Annotated in this window: 22 protein-coding genes; 8 read left to right on the top strand and 14 right to left on the bottom strand. The window is 47.9% G+C overall.

The annotated features are described in order from the left end of the window. Positions 1–4 precede the first annotated feature (4 nt). From IPK84_03425 to IPK84_03410, 4 genes are all read left to right on the top strand, one after another. Positions 5–376, top strand: coding sequence for a hypothetical protein (locus IPK84_03425; protein QQS15396.1), 372 nt, complete (start codon positions 5–7; stop codon positions 374–376). Between the two features lie 10 nt (positions 377–386). Next, on the top strand, positions 387–659 hold the full coding sequence (locus IPK84_03420; GenBank protein QQS15395.1) for a ferredoxin: 273 nt from the start codon (positions 387–389) through the stop codon (positions 657–659). 75 nt (positions 660–734) lie between these two features. After that, positions 735–1,046, top strand: a complete 312-nt coding sequence (locus tag IPK84_03415; GenBank protein QQS15394.1) for a DUF59 domain-containing protein — start codon at positions 735–737, stop codon at positions 1,044–1,046. 20 nt (positions 1,047–1,066) lie between these two features. Continuing rightward, positions 1,067–1,267, top strand: a complete 201-nt coding sequence (locus tag IPK84_03410) for a hypothetical protein (GenBank protein ID QQS15393.1) — start codon at positions 1,067–1,069, stop codon at positions 1,265–1,267. Positions 1,268–1,341: 74 nt separating this feature from the next. On the opposite strand, the gene IPK84_03405 is transcribed toward IPK84_03410, so the two are convergent. The 4 genes from IPK84_03405 to IPK84_03390 form a co-directional block, all read right to left on the bottom strand. After that, positions 1,342–2,208 carry a 2-oxoacid ferredoxin oxidoreductase gene (locus IPK84_03405; GenBank protein QQS15392.1) on the bottom strand — a complete coding sequence of 289 codons (867 nt, stop codon included), beginning with the start codon at positions 2,206–2,208 and terminating at the stop codon, positions 1,342–1,344. Between the two features lie 13 nt (positions 2,209–2,221). Further along, on the bottom strand, positions 2,222–3,922 hold the full coding sequence (locus IPK84_03400; GenBank protein QQS15391.1) for a 2-oxoacid:acceptor oxidoreductase subunit alpha: 1,701 nt from the start codon (positions 3,920–3,922) through the stop codon (positions 2,222–2,224). 94 nt (positions 3,923–4,016) lie between these two features. Continuing rightward, positions 4,017–5,150, bottom strand: a complete 1,134-nt coding sequence (locus IPK84_03395; GenBank protein ID QQS15390.1) for a LamG domain-containing protein — start codon at positions 5,148–5,150, stop codon at positions 4,017–4,019. Positions 5,151–5,473: 323 nt separating this feature from the next. Further along, positions 5,474–6,811: an alpha/beta hydrolase gene (locus tag IPK84_03390; GenBank protein ID QQS15389.1), complete on the bottom strand. Its 1,338-nt coding sequence runs from the start codon at positions 6,809–6,811 to the stop codon at positions 5,474–5,476. A gap of 316 nt (positions 6,812–7,127) precedes the next feature. On the opposite strand from IPK84_03390, the gene IPK84_03385 reads away from it, so the two are divergent. Next, positions 7,128–8,099 carry a transposase gene (locus IPK84_03385; protein ID QQS15388.1) on the top strand — a complete coding sequence of 324 codons (972 nt, stop codon included), beginning with the start codon at positions 7,128–7,130 and terminating at the stop codon, positions 8,097–8,099. Between the two features lie 12 nt (positions 8,100–8,111). Here the strand turns inward: IPK84_03385 and IPK84_03380 are convergent, their stop codons facing one another. From IPK84_03380 to IPK84_03360, 5 genes are all read right to left on the bottom strand, one after another. Beyond that, complete coding sequence (locus tag IPK84_03380) at positions 8,112–8,318, bottom strand: exodeoxyribonuclease VII small subunit (GenBank protein QQS15387.1); 207 nt, start codon at positions 8,316–8,318, stop codon at positions 8,112–8,114. Between the two features lie 107 nt (positions 8,319–8,425). Next, positions 8,426–9,712, bottom strand: coding sequence for an exodeoxyribonuclease VII large subunit (gene xseA, locus IPK84_03375; GenBank protein QQS15386.1), 1,287 nt, complete (start codon positions 9,710–9,712; stop codon positions 8,426–8,428). A gap of 41 nt (positions 9,713–9,753) precedes the next feature. Continuing rightward, positions 9,754–10,590 (bottom strand): DsbA family protein, encoded by an 837-nt coding sequence (locus tag IPK84_03370; GenBank protein QQS15385.1) that lies wholly within the window; start codon positions 10,588–10,590, stop codon positions 9,754–9,756. A gap of 97 nt (positions 10,591–10,687) precedes the next feature. Further along, a complete protein-coding gene (locus IPK84_03365; GenBank protein QQS15384.1) occupies positions 10,688–11,950 on the bottom strand; it encodes a glutaredoxin in 1,263 nt (420 codons plus the stop codon). 164 nt (positions 11,951–12,114) lie between these two features. Next, on the bottom strand, positions 12,115–12,651 hold the full coding sequence (locus IPK84_03360; GenBank protein ID QQS15383.1) for a response regulator: 537 nt from the start codon (positions 12,649–12,651) through the stop codon (positions 12,115–12,117). Between the two features lie 158 nt (positions 12,652–12,809). Between IPK84_03360 and IPK84_03355 the strand changes: the two genes are divergently transcribed. Together IPK84_03355 and IPK84_03350 are read left to right on the top strand one after the other, a co-directional pair. After that, complete coding sequence (locus IPK84_03355; GenBank protein QQS15382.1) at positions 12,810–14,117, top strand: ABC transporter ATP-binding protein; 1,308 nt, start codon at positions 12,810–12,812, stop codon at positions 14,115–14,117. A gap of 26 nt (positions 14,118–14,143) precedes the next feature. Then, positions 14,144–15,328, top strand: coding sequence for an ABC transporter permease (locus IPK84_03350; protein QQS15381.1), 1,185 nt, complete (start codon positions 14,144–14,146; stop codon positions 15,326–15,328). A gap of 145 nt (positions 15,329–15,473) precedes the next feature. On the opposite strand, the gene IPK84_03345 is transcribed toward IPK84_03350, so the two are convergent. From IPK84_03345 to ruvA, 4 genes are all read right to left on the bottom strand, one after another. Next, a complete protein-coding gene (locus IPK84_03345; GenBank protein ID QQS15380.1) occupies positions 15,474–16,748 on the bottom strand; it encodes a UDP-N-acetylmuramoyl-L-alanyl-D-glutamate--2,6-diaminopimelate ligase in 1,275 nt (424 codons plus the stop codon). Positions 16,749–17,101: 353 nt separating this feature from the next. Beyond that, positions 17,102–17,866 (bottom strand): hypothetical protein, encoded by a 765-nt coding sequence (locus IPK84_03340; GenBank protein QQS15379.1) that lies wholly within the window; start codon positions 17,864–17,866, stop codon positions 17,102–17,104. 49 nt (positions 17,867–17,915) lie between these two features. Continuing rightward, on the bottom strand, positions 17,916–18,929 hold the full coding sequence (locus tag IPK84_03335) for a peptidoglycan bridge formation glycyltransferase FemA/FemB family protein (protein QQS15378.1): 1,014 nt from the start codon (positions 18,927–18,929) through the stop codon (positions 17,916–17,918). 66 nt (positions 18,930–18,995) lie between these two features. Then, the gene (gene ruvA / locus IPK84_03330) at positions 18,996–19,571 is read right to left on the bottom strand and encodes a Holliday junction branch migration protein RuvA (protein ID QQS15377.1); all 576 of its coding nucleotides are present in this window, start codon (positions 19,569–19,571) and stop codon (positions 18,996–18,998) included. 123 nt (positions 19,572–19,694) lie between these two features. Here ruvA and rpsT point away from each other — a divergent pair, with 123 nt between their 5' ends. Next, a complete protein-coding gene (gene rpsT, locus IPK84_03325) occupies positions 19,695–19,967 on the top strand; it encodes a 30S ribosomal protein S20 (protein QQS15376.1) in 273 nt (90 codons plus the stop codon). 150 nt (positions 19,968–20,117) lie between these two features. On the opposite strand, the gene IPK84_03320 is transcribed toward rpsT, so the two are convergent. Next, a complete protein-coding gene (locus IPK84_03320; GenBank protein QQS15375.1) occupies positions 20,118–25,109 on the bottom strand; it encodes a VCBS repeat-containing protein in 4,992 nt (1,663 codons plus the stop codon). Positions 25,110–25,178: the final 69 nt, after the last annotated feature.

The following is a 25,178-nucleotide window of genomic DNA, read 5'->3' as shown; positions in this document are numbered from 1 at the left end:
AAATATGCTTCAATTTGAACGTCAATCAGAAACATACTCTGAAGATTCATGGAAAGACACGACCCAGCAAGACCACGATTCAGTGAAAGACTTTTTGAAAGATCATGCCCAAACACCAATTGAACAAAGGTCTCGATACGACTCATTAACAGAGCTTCATTTTTCGGGAACCAATACAACTGTAAATGAAAGAATCTCGGATGGTTCAGCGAAGATACTCTACATAAAAAGATTTCCAAATATTGAAACCCCCAAGCAAATTCACATCGTATTTGAAGGAGAAGGAGCTGGTCACAATATCGATGTCTATCTCAAAGGGAGAGCTCTCAACAATTATTTGGAGTTTTTTCAAAAAAAATCTGAAATTAACCAATAAAGAAACATGTATGGCAAATGTCAAAGATACTGCAAAACCGCACGGACCGATTACCCTGAAGAACGGATGGACCGTCGAGGTCGATGCCAATACCTGTATCGGCGCCGGACCATGCGTTGGCGTTGCGCAGAATACATTTGTACTTGATGATGCCGCCAAAGCAACCATCCTCGAAACCTGTGACCAGGATGATGCCGAAACTATTTTGAATGCTGCGCGATCCTGCCCTGTCTCTGCGATCACCGTAAAGAACGAGAAGGGCGAGGTTATATTCCCGAATTAGAGAACACTCGCAAGATATCAAGAGAATATACAACAAAGAGGCGGCATCACCGTCTCTTTGTTCAAAAGCAAGAGTATGCCACCAAAGAAACCCGGCAAGGCCGCCATTACAAGAGCCCTCAAGACCATCCTTGATCCAGAGCTATTCGTATCAATTGTCGACTTGGGCCTCGTCTACGATATCGCCGTCAAAGACAGTGCTGTGAAAATTACCATGACACTCACCACCATCGGGTGTCCGCTTTTTCAAACCATCGAAAACGAAGTGAGAGAGAAAGTATCCGCGCTCCCGGGAGTAAAGTCAGTCGAGGTTGAACTCACTTTCGATCCCCCATGGGATCCATCTCGCCTTTCCGAACATGCCAAAGCGGAACTTGGCATGGAGTAGCAAGGGCTTCACATTTCTCTATGGACCAAGAAATACTTCATCGACTCGAACAGCAAGATAGAAAACTCGAGGCTATTCAACAATCGATTGAAAAGGTTCGTAAGCAGATATTCCTAAGATTTGTTATAAACACCATCCTCTTCATCTTACCGTTTATCGGCATTGCCATAAGCGTCCCCTGGATCATCAACCTCTTCACTCCCCTCTGTCGGGCTCCGTAACCAAAACCGGTAAAATCTCTCTGAAAAAAGAGCCTCAAAGGCTCTTTTTTTGAAACACTCTCTAGAGAAATCAATCAAACTTTGCTTCGTATCAACTCTCGGAACTTATCGGCATTCACCTGGTGCTTATAGTGCACTTTACCATGACTTGCCAGTTGATCTTCAAATATACGCCGATCGGGATTTTCATAGAAGACGCCGAGCGGGAGTCGATCCGTCTCGATAGCGCGCCGAAATGCCTCGATACGGTCACGCGTATCATGCGTCTTTTCGAGCTCATAGGTCTTCTCCTTGAACCACTGATACGTATTGATCTTGTTGAATACCGTGCATGGTTGGAATATGTCAACCAATGCAAAACCCTTATGTAGAATCGCTTTCTTTATAATCTCTTTGGCTTGCGGTACATTGCCCACAAACGCCCGCGCCACAAACGAGCAGTCCAGAGCGATTGCTGAGGCTATTGGATTGAACGGTTCGAGAATAACCCCTGCAACCTGCACCGGCGTTTTCATGCCCACTTCCGATGTAGGCGAAGCCTGCCCCTTTGTCAGCCCATAGACCATATTGTTATGGATGAGCGCCGTAATATTCGGATTTCGTCGAATCGTATGCGTGAAATGGTTCCCGCCCTCTCCATATGCATCACCATCACCGGTTTCGACAATCACCGTCAACTCCGGATTCGCGACTTTGATTGCCGTCGCCGGAGAAAAAGCTCGTCCATGCAGCCCATTGAACACATTCCCCTTGAAGTAGTGCGGCGCTTTCGCTGCCTGTCCAATACCGGATACGGTCACAAGCTTCTCCGGCGCGATTTCCAATTCCGCAAGCGCCATTTTCATGATGGTCAGAAGCGGAAAATTTCCACACCCCGGACACCACGCGATATCGGTTTCCGCTGGCATGTCAAATGATTTTGAAGAAATTCCCACTTCCATAGAGCTTTATTTCTTATTCCTGATTTTTTATTTTTTCTGCGATTTCCTCAACTGAGAACGGCTCACCGTCGTATTTCACCATTCGCTCGGAGACCGGCAATCCATGTTTCTCCAAAAGGCTCGCGAATTGACCGGAATAGTTATTCTCGATAACCACGATATTTTTGACATTTTTGAAAAGTTCTTTCACATTCGCCGGCAGCGGATACACTTGTCTAAAATGGAGATGTGCAATATCTGTTCGTCCGGATTTTTCAAGCGCTTCCGCAATTGCACCGAAGGTAGACCCCCACCCGACTAGCATGGTTTCAGCATCTTTATTGCCAGTCAATACCGGGGATAGCACATCAGCTATCATTCCCTCAAGCTTCTTGAGACGCTTATCCATCATGAGGACACGCATGTCGAGGCGTTCGGTGAGATGTCCGTCTTCGGTATGTTCATCACTGTCAACAACCACTATTCCCGCTCCCCAGCCAGGAATACCCCTCGGCGAAACGCCACTCTCTGTTAAGACATAGCGCTCATATTCCTTGGAGGTTTCAACGATCTCTCTCGTTTCCGAAGAGAAAGTAAATGCATCCTGCGAAACAGTTGCCACCGTATCAAGAAAATATTGATCAGATAAAAAGAAGATCGGGGATTGCCATTTTTCCGCCATATGAAATGCCTGTCGCATCATTTCAAATGCTTCCTCGTGCGTCCCCGGCGCAAAAATCGCGCGCGGAAATTCTCCATGCCCCGAATAGAGCGCGAGTTCCAAATCTCCCTGCTCAGTTCGCGTCGGGAGTCCCGTTGCCGGTCCCGGACGCTGCGCAATATGGATGACAATCGGCAACTCCATCATCCCGGAAAGGCTCACCCCTTCACACATAAGCGCAAAACCGCCGCCAGAAGTCGTCACCATCGCTCGTGCCCCAGCATAACTCGCGCCAAGCCCCATATTGATCGCCGCAATCTCGTCCTCCGCCTGCTCAACCGCAATGCCAAACGCTGCGGATTCTTTGGCAAGAAATTGCAAAACGCCCGTTGAGGGCGACATTGGGTAGGAAGCGATAAAACTGCATCCGCCGGCAATCGCCCCCAAAGCAATCGCTTCCGTCCCGTCAAGTATCACCTCCTCTTTCACTCGCACATCCTGCGCAATATGCAATTCCAAATTCTCCGCGTAAGCGAGATGCTGCCCAATTTTATACCCCTGTTTCCCCGCCTCAATATTTCCTTCGATGACGTTGTCATCCTTCTTGGCAAATCGTTCCCGAAGATATTCATCAAGGCCGTAAATATTCACCCCCAAAATCCCAAGCACCACACCCGCCGCAACTGTATTCTCAAAAAGCGGATTCCCGAGCCCTGTTGCGATGGATGATATCGGTACATGCACAACTGAGTGATCCATTCCGCTGGCCACCAAATGTTCATCGGCAAGAATGAGCGTTTCCGGCGTTACTCTCCGCCGTATATGTTCAAACGCCGCTTTGTCAAACGGGAAGCAAATATCCATTGACCGAACATATGCGCGGGGTCTCCTTCCGCCAATGCGGATTTCGGTTGAATTTGATCCACCGCGAACCCGCGACATATACTCTTTGGACGCGAAAACAGGATACCTTTCGCTCTTCAAGACCGAAAGTAGTATCCCTTCAACCGTTTGTACTCCTTTTCCCGCGGCGCCGGCAAGCACTACGGAAATTTCGTTATGAGAACTGTGCATAACCCGATTTCCAGAAATTTGTTGAGAGAAGAGTAGAACTTCAAAAGACCAGCGTTTCCAAATCATTTACGAGACTTCCCCGATTCTTCTACTATTACTCCCTTCCATTTCCACTGTCGTATAACAAGGAGACATCCGTTGAAGACAGGAGTCCATTATAGATACGGACATCATCTATCTTTCCGTCAAACGAATCGAAGCTGCCAAATTTCCCACCTACTTTTACTGGGTTGTTATTCTCCTGAGCATCCCCGGACGTGAACACTCCCGCCCCGGAACAATGGTGTGTGGTCAATCCAGGAAGAACCAGATTGCCGTCAACATAGCGTTTCATACTGCCTGAATCCCGGTCAATGACACCAACGTAGTGATACCATGTTCCCGTATTTAAAATGTCCTTTGTATCCGAACACGCTTGCGTACCGGAACTACTTGATGATGTCAGGTGAACAAATTTGAGCCCATTAATCCACACCGAGTAATTTTGAGAGGCATCAGATCCGGACGAGTCCATCTTCGACACAAGCGGCGCCCACCCAGATCCCGATGGAAAATTATCCACTCGAAACCAGAGCGATATACTTATTGTACGCTTCAAATCAAAATCCGACTCATTTGCCATCGTCACCTCTCCGTCCGCCCCACTGAAATCCAAAGTGTAATTTGGCGGACCATCCCCCCAGATCGGAAGAGACGAACCTCCAAGCGTACCATTTCCCCTACTCGACGCTTCATTCACTGCCGTCACCCCAGATCCATCATTGAATTTCCACCATCCGAGGAGCTTCGATCCACTCATTGCCGCCGCCTGAACGGCTCGCACCGTATCACCATAGGTTCCAACCGACTTCACCGAGACAACATCAGACACGTCGTCACCACATTTCAGCATCTGCCCATCAACATCTAAAAAGACAATCCGGTAGCTCCCACCGAGAAAATTCCCATCTTCCATAGCTGCGGCACTTCCGCCTGGACAACTTGTGTCAGGCTCAACCATGTCCTTCAAGGTTCCACTCGACGTGTCATTGAGCAGCCGTATCGCAATCTGAGATGCCGAATCAGCTATCTGAAAAGCACTAACGGATTTATCATTGGAAGAAACAGATTTGAGGTTCGTGACTGATGCTGACATCATTCCGATTGAAGCAACCAGAACAATGCCGAGCAAGATGAGTGAGTATGCGAGAATCGAACCTCGAGAAGACAGTATTGAAACGCGACGCATATTTGTATTATGTGTGGGAGCTGCGTTCCATGACACAAGCAAAACAGCTCGGTAGACAAACTTGAGGAAGGTAATTACTTCACCTCGATTTTTTCAGTGTATCACACATCTCCTCAATTAACTATTCTCCGTTCTCTTCATTTCATCAAACCAACTCTATCTCGCCGAGAAGTTTCCCGTTTACCCCAAGAAGCAAGCGCAAGACTTCTTGATTCGCCATTCCACATTCCACAAGTTACATTCTCCAAAAACATCACCACGCCACGGATGGAAAGCTCTCCAAACAAACTCTCATAGTCTGCACAGAACGCATCCATTCTCCTCTATGGCGCCAAGAATAATCGAATCCGGTTCACAACATCGTTATATATTGCCGTACCCGTTGAATAAGCAAAGAGGTGTCCGCCACTTGCATACCATTTCGCTTCCACAGCTGATGGACTCGAAGCAAGAAGCGCATTGTAAAACGGCTCCGCCTGGCTATCAAAGGATACCAACTCATCGTCTCGCGCATGCAAAAGAAGATATCGAGAAGAGCTCCGATTGCCAACATAGGAACTGGGGCTCGCTGCTTCTAAAGACGCGCCATTCAAAAATGTATTCGCCATACTTCGTACATCTCCGGAAAGAGTCGCGAGATTTGTCGGACCAGCAAGGGACACGACTTTTTTAAGCACTGGTGGTGAGGCATTCCAAGAACATGACGCATCCTTATATACATATGGCTGGAGACTATAGAGCAGGGCGATATGCCCACCAGACGAGTATCCACCAAGAGAAACGTTACTGGTATCAAATCCATACGCAGAGGCTGTTGCTGCAATCCACCGAAGCGCACAATTCGTGTCAAGGAGCGGTGCCGGATAATATCCCGAGGGAACCAGCGTATAATTCGGTGCGACAACGGTTATACCAAAAGCTGAGAGACTGCTGCCAATACGTGCCGCATCATCCGTCTTATCACCCTTATACCAGCCACCACTATGAAGAAGCAGGAGGACTGGTGCATGCGCAGTTCCATTCGCTGCTGGATAGACATCCAGCGAAAGCCCACCCTTATAGGAAACATTGCGCAAGGTTGGCGTTGGAGTTGGTGTTGGAGTTGGAGTTGGAGTTGGAGTTGGAGTTGGAGTTGGAGTTGGAGTTGGAGTTGGAGTTGGAGTTGGAGTTGGAGTTGGAGTTGGAGTTGGAGTTGGAGTTGGTGTTGGTGTTGGTGTTGGAGTTGGCGGCTGGACAGTGTCAGTCTCTTGATGAACTCGCCTCTGAACTACCATAGACATGCCGCGATAAAAACTCATACTTCGTATCAACACTGCCGAAGCAAGTTGATTGTTACAACTCAATCTACGATCTCCAACTCCATAAAACGATACCTCGTACTTTCCAATAGTAAAGTAGTCCCCGCTCAAAATACCGTCCGAACAAAGTCCGAGAGTACCGATGGAAGCATTTGACGATGCGTTTTGATATTTCTCAAAATACAGGCGCAGACCCGCGTCTGCCACCTCGAACGAAACGGGTGAATCCGTAGAAAAAGCAGTGCTTTTCTTCACAGCGAATACCGCCGTAACACCAAGAAAAAAAGTGAGGAGTGCAACAAAGAGAAACCCTCTCCGAACAGAAAGGTGTTTTCCAAAAGATCTTTGACTCAGTAACAACATACCTTCCTACACAATAAAACCAACTCAATCCGAGCGGTACACATTAAAAATATGCGCGCAGCAAAAACTGGGATCTACTAAGAATATACCATCTTTAGGGATCATCTCAAAAAATAATTTTTGAGCCCAAAAAAATCAAAATTCGAGATTCGAGTCATGAAAAATTTTTGAGATGAGCGCTAGTCAAGATACGAACCACTCCGTAATGAATAAGAAATATAAGCCTGTACTTTATACAATTAGGACTTACGCGTTTGCCTGAATCCATGAGAAAATGATATCGGACCCATTGGTCGCAATCCTTTTCTCATCGTTCATGCAAAAACAAAAATGTTCTTTCGGATTGTACACTCGTTTCCTCATTGCCAATCAGAATCGTTGTTCAAGCGTTGAGATGTCAAAATCATTGCCGCATACTTCAATAGCCCACGATGCCATTGATCGATGGAGACTCTCAAAATCGTACAGCCCTCTTCAGCTCTGGCAACATACCCGATACCTGGTAAAAAAAGAAACTGGCTACCTAATCTGCGATGATTCCATTCTCGACAAGCGGCACTCCCGAAAGAACGAGCTTGTCAAAAAACAGTATTCCGGCAATGAACACGGACTCATAGATGGCATATGTTTGGTAAACTTTCTTTGGACGAGTGGCGAGGAATACGTGCCGGTTGACTATCGTGTCTATCGCAGGGAAGACGATGGTCTCACCAAGAATGATCACTTCAAAAATATGCTCGATGTCGCCAAAAAAAGAGGGTTTTCACCAAGATATATTCTCACTGACTCTTGGTATTCCGGCCTTGATAACCTGAAGCACGTCAGAGACAAAGAGTGGCACTTCATCACTATGCTCAAATCCAATCGTCAAGTAAGCCCGAGTTATGGTACCACGCTCGCCATCCAAGATCTGGAGCTTGCCGATAAACAGGTAAGACAGGTCTGGTTGAGGGGTTTTGGTTCCATCCTTGTGTGTGCGTTGATCGACAAGAACGGCGACCGCACCTTTCTGGCAACAGACGATCTTACTCTTACCGAGTATGCAGACTTTACGAATCATTTCAATCATCGGTGGAAGATTGAGGAGTTCCATCGAGGCGTGAAGCAAACCACCGGTATTGAACAGTGCGAATCCATAAAAGCCGTTTCTCAAAGAACTCATATCTTCTCCGCCTTTGTCGCTTTCGTAAAACTGGAGCGACAAAGATTGAAAAGCGGTATCAGTTGGTACGAACAGAAGGCGATGATTTCAAGAATGGCTACACGGTATTGTTTGGCAAACGCGTAAGTCCTAACAATGTCATTCTATCTTCTTTCTTACTTCTTCAAATCTGTTCTCGATCTCACCAAGACGCTTTCGACTTGTATCAAGCAGAGCAACCGCTTCTTCAATTTTCCTGAGTCCCTCTTCGAGGTTCGGCTCATTCTGTTGTTCAAACCACGCGGCAATTCCTTCCAGTTTCTTAAGCGTCTCATCTATAGAAACAGATCCCGTTCTCTTTTTCATATATGCTCTTATTGGAAATATCGATCCGAACCAAGTTTAATTCCGGTTATAAATTGTTTCTAAGAAAAGTTCCGCACCAAGGATTCCAACAACTACAAACAGCTTTTTTAGCTATATCGTATCTCCTGCGCACTCGCTCCGACGCATCCGTCAGCAAGCATCACCTCGAAAGCGTCCCCAACAACAACTTCCGAAACGCTTCGGACCACCCGGTTATCTTTCCGCAATATCCCATACCCGCGTTCCAAGAGGCGCTTCGGATTATTGGCCTCAATCCGAAGTGACAACTCGTCCAATCGTTTGTACATACGCGATGTATTCGCCATTCGAGAAATCAGATGCGAAAAATGCGAGTGCTCTACCCTTGTCCGATCACACCATGAAGAAAACATCGACGAGATACGAACGCCGACACGGTCGATTCTTCGTATGGGGTCCGTTATTCTCTCACTCGCTCGACGAACAGTATCCGAAATATCCCGAACTCGTTCCATGCTGTCGAATACGTTCCGCTGGAAATCATCAAGTATACTTCGGGCAAGAAAAGAACACCGTTCTCTCACTTCCCTTTCAGACACACTGAGAATCTTCGCTACTGCTGTCGGTGTCGACACCATCATATCTGCGGCAAGTGCCGCAAGCGATATATCCTTCTCATGTCCGATTCCAGCAATTGTCGGGATATGGGACTCTGCAATGGCGCGCACCACTGGTTCACTATTGAATGCTTCGAGACTTTCCAGGCTACCCCCGCCACGAATAATCACCAAAATATCCCAATTCTTCGGGTGCTGATTGAAGAATGCGATGCCCTCGAGTATATCGCCAATAGCGCGTCTCCCCTCGACATGTGCATCAAACAATGCTACGGAAAACCCATATCGTTCAAGATTAGCAGAGAAGTCACCCAAAGCAGCACCCTCACGCGAAGTAATGAGCGCCACCCTTCGCGGACTCACAGGGGTCGGCCGCTTTCTTTCCGACAAAAACAAACCTTCTCGCTCTAGTTTGAGCCGAATCCGATCGTATGCCTTTTTGAGCGCTCCCGCACCGGCCAGTCGGATTACTGACACTCGAAAGGAAAACTTGCCTCGCGGCTTCCAGATATTCGGCATCCCTTCCACAATCACCTCCTGCCCTTCTTCAAGATGAACTCCGTGGAGCAGAAAATCATTTCGAAAGATAAGACACGAGAGCATCCCTTCTCCGTCAGCATCCTTGAGAGAGAAATAGATGACATTGCGCCGATCCTCAACACTCGATACCTCCCCTCTAATTGCGAGTCGCATGCCAATGAAACTCTCATTCAAAACGTCAAGGAACGCTCCGACCGTTAAGGTGCAGGTGCCATCCATTTCTTGATTCCCTCCATACATCACATTACTGTGCCACATAGAAAGTGCGGGGGTATTTTCAGTATGCGATAATGAGTGCCCTACGATCCCAGCGCGGCATCAATCGCCTTCTTGAATTCCGAGTACGGCATGGCCCCGGAGATGAGTTCACCTTCAACTGAACCTCCACTACTTATCTTCCCAATGACAAATCCCGGCGTTCCGGATATGCCGGTATCCGTCCCTTCTTGAAGATCCGCATCAATAACGCTCTTAAATTTCTGATCACCTATACATGAAGCAAGTGATTTCCCACCAGCTTTTGCCGCAAGACTTGCCAGGGTTTCATCTGGCATCCCCTTTCCGTTGGTCCCGGTTGTTGCATACACATCACCCACAAAAGAAAAGTATGCTTTATCGCCAGCTGCCTCACGAACACACAGTGCCGCATTCGCCTCCTTTATCGCTGCCTCGCCATGAAAACTCAACGGATAATTCCGTAGCACGAAAAGCGCTTGCCCGGTATCCACATAGTTCTTCACGATTGAATCGAATGTTTGATCATGAAACTGTTTACAGAACGGGCATTCCAAGTCGGTCCACTCGACAATAGCCACTTTTGCCGTTTTCGGATTTCCTAAAACCGGAGAGCTTCCCATCGATGCCATTACCACGGTCTTCTCCGTCGGAGCCGGAACATTCGCAGCAGATGGAGCCGCCTGGTTCCCAATAGCAGGCACTGCTGCTGAACCGGCTTTCTGCGAGGCGTCCGATGAAACAAAGAGGCTTGATTTCAAAATAGCGAAAGTGATGGCAACCGACCCGGCAACAATCGCAATAGAGATCAATATCCCCGCGCCCCACATACTCGAAGCTATGAGCGATCCTTCCGATCGTCGGCGACGCGTCGGCATTTCTTGTCGTTCCTTTTCTTCCATAGGAGAGAAAAAAGTAAATTATAGTTATCAATTCGTTCGAGCATTCCTCTTACAAAAACCCTCGCCTCATTCCAAAATATCCGGTTCATCCTCCGTGTCAGCCAAGCCGACTGACAACATCCGGACGAAACATGAGCAGATATCCGAGAAGAAGCATAAGAACACCGCCAATCAGTGCCGACCACTGCGAATATTTTTCGGTCAGGTGCATTTTCTCAAACCCCCAGATCGCCAATCCAAACACCAAAATATCATCAATCATGTAGAAGAATATGAATATTGCCATCAGGAACTGCGTTTGCCAAAACCCTAAGTGGTTGAGCTCGATAATCTTTGTAAACGCCTGCGGAATCCCAATGGAGCAAGCAAATTCGATTACATTTACAGTAAAAGCAAGTCCAATGATACCAAGCGCCGCCAAGACGGTAAAGTCCCCGGTAATGAATTTTTTTATTTTTTGCACAATCTTGGACCGGTTTTCAGCATCGACAATCTGACACGCTATTTTTGTTCCAAGCGATTTATACCACTCATAGAGAAAAAACAGACCGCCACCCGTTGCCACGATACCGACAATCGGCGTCACAATACGATCAAGCCCAATGAAATTCCATGTCGTAAACCAAACATTCAGGATAAGGTAGTACATGACTGTCTCCGCCACAATAAAGAGTCCGGCAACCTGAATCAATTTCTTCCTCGACCCCGTCTGAGCAAGAAGCACGAGAAATGTCACCAGAACCCACATAGCACAGGGATTGAAGCCGTCAACAAATCCAAGCACCACTGAAAGCATTGGGAGAGAAAATTTTGAAACATCCACCGCACTCCGAATAAACGGCAGGGAGACCAGGTACGATTCGGCATTCGGAAATGCGCACACAGTTCCATCTGCGCATGAAGCTCCAGCCACTTGCTCCGCTTTCGATGCACGACGCTCGCTATCCATAGCCAAATACTGATCAAACGTCACTTGTTCTTTTCCTTTGCTCGCATCGAGAAGCGATTCGATGCGCTTTCCAGTCGTATCCGACGCATCGAACCCCTGAATGATGACCCCGCCAACAATCGTAACGGGCGTTGCTTTCGGAAGTTGTTCAAGAGCAGTAATTCTGTCAAATAATTCCTTTCCTTCCCTATCTATATCGTAGAGCTTGACCGAGAAATCATCCCGACGCGCGCTCAGTTCGGAGAGAAATTTCTCCTCCTCTTGACAGTGCGCACAGTCGGAACGTTCGAGCACCTCAATAACCATGGTCTCATCGGCATGCGCTCGCATTATTGGAGACGCGCCAAACAATGCTCCTGCAAAAACAAGAAGCGCTACGACTATTTGTTTGATTCCTATTTTAGACAACATGGAGCGTTCTCAAAGTCCAAGCCATTCCATACGGATCAGCATAACAGTCCGTTCGCAATGAAACGACACATTTATACTGAGTACATCAGTATACCGCATGTGTTCGAAAGAGAGAAGCGCGCGCGGATTTTTTGCGCCAATATCATCTACATTAAGCCGCCCAATTACATACCCCGCACAAACAGCGCAATGAGCAAGGCGAGAAATATCATAATAGCCGACAGTAAGAAGAGCTTCATACCATACTTTTCTGTCACATCCTCAAAGCGGGATCGATCCCAAAAAATAGGATCAGCTCCCCAAGAATGATGCCGACTCCGCTTCTTTGTGAGTGCCGTTATCAAATCGATCACATTCTTTGGGGCGGAAAATCCTCGCACAAAGAAACCATCCACATTGAATTCAACGGCCTTGGCGCGATCAATCTGCCGATCATTGTGGCTGTTTACAATAAAAAAAGGCTGCGGAAGATCGCTCTCGCGAATATGAGTAATGAGCGAGAAGCCGTCCGACCCAGGAAGATCGATCCCGGTAAATACTACTTGCGGAAGATGCTGTTTGAACTTTGTGAGTGCATCTTTTCCATCCTGAGATTCGATAATGGAAAACCCGGCCAATTTCAAGAGATCCCGATATACCTCACGAGTCGACTGATCATCGTCAACAATGAGCACGCTAATATCTTTTTTGTTTGTTTTCATAGCATCAGAAATCACAATGACGCCGAAACAATATCACCCCAAATATTCACCCATAAAGAAACTGTGGGCATAACTTTTTTCCAGTATATCACGCGTGTGAAAAATCAAAGAATGGTATAATACGCAAAGAGCTTTCACGTCGCCATTTGCCCCTTTCTATGTCCACGCCCATTATCGCCATCAATCGACTCCGCGTCATCTACAATCAGGGAAAATCAAATGAGGTTCGCGCACTCGAGGAAACGAATCTTGAAATTTACCCGGAGGAATATGTCATCATTTATGGACCGTCCGGATGCGGGAAATCAACGCTCCTCTACTCAATATCCGGACTTCAAAAGCCGACTTACGGCGATGTAATCGTCAAACAAAAGCCCCTTTCAAAGATGACGCCGCGCGAAGAACTCGAATTCCATCAAATGTGGATTGGGATGGTTTTCCAGGCATTCTATCTCATTCCTTCTCTCAACATTGTCGAAAATGTTTGCCTTCCAAAGACATTCCGAGGTGAAAACGTCAAGAACCGCCGCAAAGACGGCATCAAACTCTTGCGACGGTTTGGCATTGCTGAGCAAATGGATAAGTTCCCCAACCAGCTCTCCGGCGGACAGAAGCAGCGAGTCGCTATTGCAAGATCCCTCGTCAACAATCCGGAGATAATTCTCGCAGACGAACCCGTCGGCAATCTCGATAGCGAATCCGCGCAGAACGTGCTCGAAATTCTCAAAGAACTCAACGAGGTCGACAAGAAAACGGTCATCATGGTAACGCATAATGCCGAACACCTCCCTTATGCCGACCGCGTTATCTACATGAAGGACGGACGAATTGAGAAAGAGGTTGTACAGAAAGACAAGCGAAAGCTCGAAGCGAAGAAACCGGAACCTGAGCCCGTCGAAGATAACCTCCCGCCAGAACTCAAAATGCTCATGGGGTCATTCCGAAGCCTCTCATCCCAGCAAATGAATGTCCTTCTTATTCCCTTCAAAGCCAAGCAGCTCCTCGCGCATGTGCTTTCTAATCTGACCGAAGAGCAGCTCTCATCTGCAGAAAGCTTCCTCAAAGAGTATCTCTTCAACAATATCAACCGCGAACAATTCTCTAGCAAGCTCGACCTCGATCCGGAGAAAGGCGGTGGCGGATGGAACAAGAAACAGGCTCGAAATTTTTCCAACCGAATCGAATCGCTCGTCACACAATCAAGAATCATTGCCGACCACGTCGATCGGGCACACACGGCACTTTCCGACTATCTGAGCGACCAGTTCAGTATAAAGCTTTCGGGCGTCGCCCTTGATCGTTTTCGTGCCGCACTCAGACTCCGCATTGACAATCGCATTAATCGCGCCGAACTCGAGAAACGCCTCGATGCGCCGAAATCTCTCGGGGGAGTTGGCCTCTATAGCAACACTGCCGATCGTATCGTCCGCGAGGTCGAGATCATTATGCTGTTGAAATATTCTTAACAAAATTCCGTTCTCACTCTCTCCATATGCATTTCTCTGACATACTCAAACTGTCCCTTCGCATGTTTCGCGCGCGTACCATGCGAACACTCCTCACAATTCTCGGCATGTCAATCGGCATCGCTGCTATCCTCTTCCTCGTATCGCTCGGGTACGGATTGCAAGAAACCCTTCTCCAACGCATCACCACATCCGATGCGCTCGCAACACTCGATATTTCCGAGGACCAAACGAAAGGCGCTATCATTAACCAAGAATCCATAGATACCATACGAGATCTTCCCGGCGTCACAGCAACCATTCCCGCCGTTCGTGTTCGCGGACAGGGAAAATTCGGCGATATCACACTCGATCTCGACACCCTTGGCTCTTCGGCCACATTTCTCCGATTGGAAAACATCAAGACGCTTTCCGGCACACTTCTCTCCACTGATCCGAATACGATAGTAATCACCTCCGGCATTGCAAAAACATTCGGAAAATCTCCGGAAGAGATGATAGGGAAAGATTTCGCGCTTACACTTTTTCTCCCCGTCGAAGGAGAGGCTGGAAAAACTGCCACAGCCGGCCCGAAAACTTTTCAGATCGTCGGCGTCGTTGAAACCGAAGAAAATATAGCGTATTTTTCCCTTGATGATTTTCCCGCTGCCAACACCGGGCGCTTCCAGGCACTCAAAGTAAAGGCGGAAACTGCCGATCAAACCACGCCCATACGAGATAAAATCCTCGCGCTCGGTTTCTCCGTTTCATCCATCTCCGACACAATCAGTCAGGCAAACAAGGTATTCAGTGCGATACAGATAATTCTCATGGCATTCGGACTGGTCGCCCTCTTCGTTTCCGCAATCGGAATGTTCAATACCATGACTATCGCCCTTCTGGAGCGCACCGAGGAAATCGGCATTATGCGATCAATCGGCGCTTCGAAATCAAGCATCTCCCTTATGTTTATCGTAGAAGCAACCCTCATGGGTTTCCTCGGAAGCTTGGTTGGAGTCCTCTTGGGATGGTTCGGTGGCAAAGTGTGCAATTCTCTTCTCAACTTCATTGCAACGCGCTTTGGTGGCACAAGCGTCAGCCTCTTTTCGACACCTGCCTGGTTTATTCTTGTCGTAGTCGCATTCGGGTCTGTCGTCGGACTCTTCACCGGACTCTTCCCAGCCCGACAAGCAAGCCGCATTGATCCCCTGGACGCTCTGCGATACAAATAGAGACACACAACACACAAACTGTTCGCAGCAAATCGATAAAAACCGCTGCAAATTCAGAAAGCGGGAATAAAAACAAGAGTTCCATGACACTCTTGTTTTTATATGTATAACAGCGATATCGTCCGCTCAGAAAACATGATGCGCACTACACTTCATTGTCATTCATCCCTTGCAAGATACTTTCAATAACCCGTTTGTCATTCCAAGGAATCCGACGACTGCCGACTGCCATGAATTCCTCGGCGCCCTTTCCTGTCACCAGCACCATATCGCCCGGAACAGCCAGATCAAGAGCTTTTGCAATCGCCTCCCGCCGATCCATGATCACAAAAAGATTTTTCCCAAGGATCTTGTTCACAATTCCCGACTGTATCTCACGAACAATTCTGCCGGGATCTTCCGTATACGGATCCTCATTGGTCAATATGATGATATCGGCGTTCGATGAAACGATTTCTCCCATAAGAGGCCGTTTTCCTCGATCACGATCGCCACAGGCGCCAAAAACAGCGATAACTTTCTTTTCTCGTGACGTTCTTATGCTTGAAACAAGAGCATAGAGATTCTCCAATGCATTCGGTGTCACCGCATAGTCAATTAAAACCGTAATACCCCGATCATTTGCCACATGTTCCATGCGCCCCGGAACACCTCGGACATGAGACAAGGCGCGTGCGGCAATTTCATAGGAAATATCGCACGACACCATTGCAGCAACTGCCGCAAGCGCATTCTCGATGTTAAATAGTCCCGGAAGCGCCAGACAGAATTCTGTCTCGCTGATACGGAATGCCGACCCTTCGAGCGTTGCGGAGATATCTTCTGCCAAGACATCCGCCGAAGCGTCTACTCTGCTGTATGTCACGTGTTTGGGCGGAGGCGTTGCCAGAAATTCCTCGGAGTCTTCCATATCGAGATTCACCACGCCGACCTTCGCTCGATCAAAAAGCCGGCGCTTTGCCCGGCGATATTCCTCCATGGTCCCGTGATAATCGAGGTGCTCGCGCGTCACATTGGTAATAACCGCCACCTCGAACGGCACGCCAAATACCCTCCCCTGATCAAGAGCATGTGACGACACCTCGAGCACAGCATACTCACATCCGGCAGAAACCGCCTCGCGCAAAAACTTCTGCACCTTCCAGCCGGAAAGTGTCGTGAATTTCGATGTATTCACCCATTCCCGCTCTCCGATACGGAAGTTGATTGTCGACGCAATCGCTGCCTTCTTTCCTGACTCGCGAATAATGGCGCCGATACACTGGACTGTGGTTGTCTTTCCGTCCGTCCCTGTTACCCCAATCACTCGCAATTTCCGCCCCGGAAACCCGAAGAAAACACCCGCCATCGCAGCACCTGAAAGATGATAGATATTCTTCAACGATTGCGGAAAAAGCCTCTTCAAAAAGGTCCTCATCATGATTTAAAGTATAACACACAGGAGAACAACGATTAGAAATCTACATTTGAAATAATCCAAAGAAATACGCCAAATGGCTTCCGTACTTGACAAAATCTCAAAATATGCTAACTTCGAGATGTAGTGTCGGTGTTCGCGCGTCTTTCCAGCAAAGGATCGGGAGGATTCGCGGATGGTTCTTTCACCTCCGAAAGCTCTGTGCACAGAGTATAAGGAGACTCTCCCATGAAGGAGAAAAGGTCATGCCGTACTAAAATACCCCCCCCCAAGGGCTCCGGAGAATATTTCGGGGCCCATTTTTTTATGCTTTTTATGTGCACTTTTTTGGTTTCTTCTATTTCATTCTCTGCATACTATTGCTCTGTCCGTTCTCTGTTCACCCATTTCCAGGCAAGTTCAAACACTGCTCTAAACGACTGAGCTATCTCTTTGTCCTCAATCACAACACCCATAAGCCTATCTTTGAACGAAGCAATGCGAACCTTGTCTTCATAAAAAGCGATATCGCACGTAACAGGAAAATCCTTTAGCGGCAAACGAACCAGATTGGCATTCTCTACACCTTCTAAATCACCAGCCTCTCGAGTATATATAGCTTTTGCCTGAAGTTTATTAACGACTCTTTCTTTTCGCAGAGTTTTTAACTCATCTTGCGACACCACTTGCTCAATAATATCTCGCGAGAAAACATTGTAAAATGTCTGATTCTTACTCAACTTGATATGCTCTGATGTCATTGTGAGAATCCCATCTTTCCCTTCGTAGTATTTCACAACTGGCTTGTCTTTGTTGCGATTGTTGATTGACTGCAGTTCGGGAAGCAGACGCTTAAACTGCTCTTCGCGAAGCTCCAATTCCTTCCGCTCCTTGGCGATAAGATCGAGAATACGCTCCGGCATTTCCGCCATGAAGAGCTGCTTCTTCCCCTGATAGTAGCTCGACATGAGACCGCGCTCCATCAGGTTCTCGATGATGAAATAGGTGGTCGGACGCTTAATACCCGCTTTCGCCGAAATCTTCTGCACCGTCGCTTGCCCAAGCTCGAGCGATGCGAGATAGACCTTCGCTTCTTTTTCGTTGAGACCGAGAGATTGAATATCTTTTTCGATCATAGACATAAGGTTAAAGCTGTCCGCCTCCATTCGGACGTGCAATTATCGCAATAAATTATTGTTTTGTCAAGACACGTTTTGCTTTATTGACAATATATTTTGACATACTCATCGCCTTATACAGGCTATATCTGCTTGGTATAAGCACTATATCATAGCTTCCAGGATACCGGATAGCGTTGACATTTCTTGCAAATCCTTGCTTGAATCGCGTAACACCCGAAAGACTCGGCGCAAAACCCGCCGTGTCGACACCGCCAAAGTCATAGCGCACGCACCCGCGACGCCGTGCCATTTCTATCGCGCGCCACTGCAAAAGATACGGCGCCATAAGACCGCGTTCATCGTCACTCGAAGCGCCATGCAAATAGGTCGCCGTATCTCCGAAAAATACTACCAACATCGCCGCAAGATAACGCCCTCCATGCTTTGCTATAAGTAACTCGATTTGATCACTCGGGAAAGAATCCAGAAGCATCCGGTAATGCTGGTCAGCATGCGTCGAAATCCGATTCCGTCGAGCCATCTCTTGATTTATGCGGAGAAATTCACAGAGCATACCTTCGTCCCGACCGGAAAAAACTTCGACCCCATGCCTCTCGGCAATCCGGATATTGTACCGCGTCTTTGATTTCATATTGGCGAAAAGATCCTCTTCACTGCCCGAAATATCCGCAACCAAAATCTCTCTCGGTTGCATATCGTGAGGCGCCTTCCTCATGGAAAATTCTTTTGACCATTCGCCGACACGGCTGAGTTCCTCCTCATTTTTCAGCTCCATTCGTATCCAGCCCAAGGCATTTTTCTGCGCCTCTTGGAGAATATCCCGCCAGCATCTTTGCTGAGAATCAGATATCGGCAATTCAAGGACGGGTCCGCGCGGCAGATACCAATACTTCCCCGCTATCGGAAGCGCGTACTCGATACCATTCGCCCACAACTCATCGCTTTCAAAGTGTCTTGTAACAAAGCCCTCTCGATCATTGAGCCGTCGCCACTCCTCCGACTGAAGAAGTCCGCCATCGGGACACTTCGCGTTGAGCCACCGTGTTTGCTCCGATATGTCCATATATTTCCATTCACTTCCACCGACTCCTTTGCCTAAGCAAAGAAAAAGATGTGTATGAATACAATGCTACCGTTTTTTCCCAAGCACCTTGAGGAGTTCGCTGATTTTTTCTTCAACACGAGTCGCTCCCGGAGCAATCAGTTTCATCGCCTCTCGAACCTCTCCCGGCGAATAGCCCATCGAATTAAGCGCCTCGATCACTTCGCTCTCCTCCGTCGCGCCTTTGAGCCCCTCTGCCGTGAGTGTTCCCACTTTATTCTCAAGGTCGAGCAAGATGCGCTCTGCCGTGCGTTTTCCAATGCCGGAAATCCTTGTCAATATGGAGATATCTTTCCCGACAACCGCCGCCCGAATCGACGCCGGTTCGGCAACCGACAAAATCCCAAGCGCCATCTTGGGACCGACACCATTCACCGATATGAGAAGCTCAAACATCGCGAGCTCCCCTTCATCCAAAAAGCCGTAGAGCGTAATAGCGTCTTCGCGGACATTGGTATATATATGCAGACGAACTGACGCCACTCCGGCAATCTTGCCCAATGCGTACGGCGTAAGATACACCTTATAACCCACACCCCCCGTCTGCACCACCGCAGAATCATGACGCAGAGCAACAACATTTCCTTCCAGTAAAGCAATCATAATGCATCCAAAAGTGTCTTTACACTATCACAAAAGCCTTCCCCTTGCCAAAAAACAAATCGCATGGTAAAAAAGGAAAACGATTCACACCCTATGGGGATGCTAATTTGTTTTTGAAAGCATATGCCGATTAAGGATTCCGCCAAGAAATACATGCGCGTCACCGCCAAGAAGACCGAGCGAAATAAAGTCGCCAAGGGTGTTTTCAAGAGCGCCATCAAGAAGACGCGCGAAGCGGTCAAAGCGAAAGACATCGAAACCGCACAAAAGGAGCTCAAACTCGCTATCAAGAGCCTCGACAAAGCAAGTGAAAAGAATATCATCAAGAAAAACACCGCCGCGCGCAAAAAGTCTCGCCTCAACGCGCTCGTGAAGAAGGCGGTGATGGAGAAATAGCTATTCCCACATGGAGACACCAGAAAGAGCCGTCGGCATACCGACGGCTCTTTTTCCTGAAACTTACTCGCACATACCCGGCTTTCCGGTGTGTATACTTCTTCCCGGGAAGGCTCTATACCGTTGAGTGAGAACTAATGCATCAGAACATTAGTTCTGCGTCATAAGCGTCTGAATCTCACCCTCCGACAGTGCTCGACTATATATGCGCAGTTCATCCATACCTCCCTTCCAGTATCCGGGAACAACTGTGTCAGAACCGAGTCGAAGCATGCTACTCGATAGGTTTGCCGTTGAACTCGGGACGGTTCCATAGAAATTTAACGATTGACCTGCACCATTTATATACACCTTCATCCGATTGGCATTTCCGGAAGCTGTCCCATCAAAAACAAAGGCTGCATGATACCATTGGTTTTGCGTTACCGAAGAAGCGTATCCGGTCCATTCCGCCGCAACATCACTTCCATTCCCCAATTCCCAATACAGGATTCCGCTATACGTATTCACATTGAAGTCGTGTGTTGCATCAACAGATTTCCCAAAGATAACCCTATTTCCATTCTTATTACTGTCTTTGAACCACCCGACAATAGTAATTGCTTGAGCGTTATTGAGCGCTGAGATATTGCCGGCGCTCAAATAGTCATTGCTTCCATCCAATTTGACACTGTTTCCAAACTTCCCAGCCACCCATGTTGGACCATTCACCAGCGTTGCCGCGTTCCCCTGACCTGAGGAATCCGCTGCTGTTGTACCGGATGTTTCATCAAAATTCCAGTATGCCAGAACATCATTAGCAAGTGATGTCACCACCACCTCATCTCCCGACATTGTCATGTTTCCGGAAGCGTCTTTTGACTTCACACGATAGTGGTACGTTGTATTTGCGGAAAGACCGGAAAGAGTGACACTATGATTGGTCACGAGAGTAGTATCGAGTATCGTGCTTTGTCCATAGCTTATTGTGGTGCCGTATTCGACTTGAGAATCGGAAGGTTCGTTGGTAGTCCAGGTTATGATTGCTCCGGTTGCGGTTATGTTCGAAGAGGCGATATTGGAGAGCGTGGGAGGAGTGGTGTCGGGAGTGAGCGTCGTAACCGAGACGGTACTCGAAAGCGCCGACTCGTTTCCCTGCGCATCGTAGGATGAGATTGCATACGAGTACCGTGTTGCCGGAACAAGACCCGTATCACTCGCACTCAACGACGTCGTTGTTCCGATCTCGCTGCCATTGCGGAAAATTCTATAACCGGCAACACCAATATTGTCGGACGATGCCGACCAAGCAAGGTCGATACTCATTGTCGAGACCGCTGTCGCTGAAAGATTCTGAGGAACACTAGGTACTGTCGTATCAGTGTTTTCCACTGTCACCGTTATATTGTCTTCCGCCATATTGAGAGCAGCATCGAATGCTCGCGCCAAAAACGTATGCTGCCCATCGGCAAGCAATGTTGTATCAATCGATATCGAATACGGACTCGATACATCGGTTGCATTCAGTGATTCATCGACGAGAAAGTTGACATGATCCACTCCGCGATCATCCGAGGCATTTACTGAGAGAGAAACCGTTCCCGTAACAGTCGCCCCATTCGTCGGAGCTGTTATCGTTACTGTCGGATCGGCCGTATCGGGAGCAGCGATATCAAATGCAATCGCAAAGTCATCCGTATTCTGATTTCCGATCGCATCTTCACATCGAACAAAATAGACATATGATCCGCTCGACAGTCCGGAAATGGCCGTTGAATGGTTGATTGTCCCCGTTGTTTGGAAAGTATCAATCATTGCGGCGTATGATGTTCCGGAAACCGTGCTGTACTTACAGGTCGCCGATTCATCTGTTGAAAGACTCAGGGTCGCATCGGTAGTTGTCTCCGAAAGCGTTCCGGTTGGCGCTCCATTCGAACGGATTGGCGGTGTCGTATCTTCAACCGTTCCGCCAACCGGCGTATTCATATCGCTTGATATTTCACTCCCCGAAAGCGCCCGATTGTAAATACGCACATCGTCAATTTTTCCGTTCCATGACTGCCCACTCCACCCCATACCGATATGAACATCATCCGTTCCAGCAAGGATCGATGCCGATACTGATTGCGTTCCCACTACATTTCCATTGACATAGAGAGAGAACGTATTCCCGGTATCGTCAAACAGAGCAGCAACGTGACTCCATGCATTAAGCGGCATAGATTGAGCAGAGGCATTGAGGTAATACCATGATCCGGATCCATTGGAAAATCCGACTTGCAATTGACCACCAGTCTCCTGGAAATGATACTCCGAAGACGAACTACTGACCTTGGTAATAATATCTCGATCGCCGGAAAGACTCACCGGATACACCCAGGCCGAAAAGGTAAAGTTTGATAATGACAAAGCGCTCGGATGCCCAAGATTTACAAAATCATCAACACCGTCAAACTGAAGTGCGTTTCCGTTTTTCCCACTTGTCGTCCAAGAAACACCATTGGTCAATGTGCCGGTAATGCTATTGCCACTCGCATCCTGCGCTGTTGTTCCAATCCCTTCATCAAAGTTGTACGCCGCAACAAGTCCGGCCTGCGACGGAGATTGATTAGTCGTCACCACCACCTCATCTCCCGACATTGTCATGTTTCCGGAAGCGTCTTTTGACTTCACGCGATAGTGGTACGTTGTATTTGCGGAAAGACCGGAAAGAGTGACACTATGATTGGTCACGAGAGTAGTATCGAGTATCGTGCTTTGTCCATAGCTTATTGTGGTGCCGTATTCGACTTGAGAATCGGAAGGTTCGTTGGTAGTCCAGGTTATGATTGCTCCGGTTGCGGTTATGTTCGAAGAGGCGATATTGGAGAGCGTGGGAGGAGTGGTGTCGGATACTGCGGTCCCCCCTGCCACTATCGCATCATTTCGCCAGAGGTGAATGTACTGCGGCGCATCATAGGCAATGCTTACGATATCCGCATCACCATCATCATCAAGGTCAATTGCGCGCGTACCAAGATGCGATTCCTTTCCGGCGCCCACAACTTGCTCAGTAAAATTCCCCGATCCGTCATTTTGCCAAATGCTCGTCGTTAAAGATCCCTTGTGTTCCCCAAGAAGAATATCCATATCGCCATCCTGGTCAATGTCATCCACATCCATGGAGTTCGTACTTCCTTGTGTTGCAATAAGATGCCGTATCCAATTCGGTGATGTAGGATCGACCGGCGCTTCCCACCAAAATGTCTCCGCTCCAGATGCGAGACCATTCTCTTCTGTTCCAATAATGTCCCGGCGATTATCTCCGTTCAGATCAACAGCAGCAAATCGATCCGGATATACTGCTTCATTCATATCCCCGATAGTAAATGACTGCCAGTCCGCAGAGCCATCACCCGGATTCCGATACCACTCTACCAGTTTCGTATCACCCGTTCCCGCAGCGATATCAAGATCGCCATCATCATCCATATCTGCTACCCCGAATCCTTCATCGGAAGGATTACTACTCACATGCACCTTCGTCCACGAATCGACAGCGGGGTTTGCCGGCACTTCAAAATACCAAATGCCATCACCGCTCGAAACCACTATCTCCGGTTTGCCACCGCTTCGCACATCAGCTAGACGATACCCTTGCGCGCCAAGGACGTGACTCGCCGCGGGAGCATCACCAATATACACGCTATTCCACGATGACGCCGAGGCATCCGTTGCTTCCAGCCAATAGAGTGCCAATGAAGATCCCTCCGTTTTTTGAGCAATCACATCAGACAGCGAGTCATCATCCACATCCCCGAACAATATCGCCTCCATTCCGGATGGCAGCGATATCGACTGAGTCCACGTACCCAACATATCTCCGCCTGGATTCCGATACCAATATTGTCCGGATATGATATCCCTCCTTCCATCACCGTCAATATCGCCAAAGCCCAGTCCAAATGTTTGACTATGTCCATCCGTTATCTGTTTATAGGTCCATTGGTTTACAGGAAGCGGATCCGAAGCATGATTCTCCCACAGTGAAACAGGCGGGTGTCCTAAATAATTTGCACCGAAAATATCCAGATCGCCGTCATTCCCGATATCGCCGATACATTGATTATGTGTACCGGATGTTGAAAGAATTGTCTTCGTAAATGTCGGTACCGATCCACCATCGCTTTCATATATGGAAAGCTCTTGAAGTTCGAGGCCAGTTACCACATCAAGAGCACCATCACCATCCATATCCCCCACTTCGAGCTTATGACTCCCCATATTGGAATCAATCACATGCTCTGTCCATGTTCCCGAAATCGGATCAATTGGTCCCGCATACCAAGCAAACTTCCCGCGCGAATGCTGGTTGATCATGAGAATATCCGGGCGCGTATCGGCATTCACATCCGCAACCGCTCCTGTCACTTCCGTGCCATAGCCGAATGCTATCGTATGCTTTACAAATGTTCCCGTCCGAGCTGCTGTTGGTGTCTCCACCCACGCGCCATTTACAACAAGGTCGATATCACCATCATTATCAACATCTCCCGAACCCATACCCTCACCGCTATCAGCCACTGTCGAAGAAATGTCCCGCTCGGTCCACAAAGTTGGAGTGTCTTGAAAAAAAATACGAGTGGACGTCTTTCTCGTCACAATATCAAGTTTTCCATCACGATCCATGTCTGCTACTTGAACATCATGAATCCAATCGCCATGTGCACCAACCACATGAACGGTCCATGTGGCAGTTGGATCGCCGGACGGAAGAGGGTTTTCAAGCCAAATGACATTATTCGTTCCATTTCCATCGCCAGTTACAATGTCAAGATCCCCATCACCATCGATATCAGCCAGTTGCATATCCGTCGTAAATTCAATAGCAGCTGAAGCAATGGTGTGTTTTGTCCATGACGGGTACTCATACCAATTCATTTGCAGTCCGCCAATAACCACATCCGGAAATCCATCACCGTTTACATCGCCAATTCCTTTTACATCTCCTGCAAAATCGCTATCAATAACGGTTTCATCAAAAGAAAAATCGGCTTTCGCCGAATAAACATTCATCACATTCCCCAGAATACACGAAAGCACCAAGACTCCCATTCGAAAACACCACGCAACAGATTTTCCTCTTCGTGCATTCCAAATTCCATACAGAGCATCTTGACGCATACGATTTAGATTACGGTTTAGTTTACATCCCTATTCAGCCTAGCAGCTACTTCTTTCCTTGTTTCTGCA

Source organism: Candidatus Moraniibacteriota bacterium, assembly GCA_016699875.1.
In the GTDB taxonomy this organism is placed as follows: Bacteria; Patescibacteriota; Minisyncoccia; order Moranbacterales; family UBA1568.
This window is presented reverse-complemented; position numbering and strand designations above follow the sequence as displayed.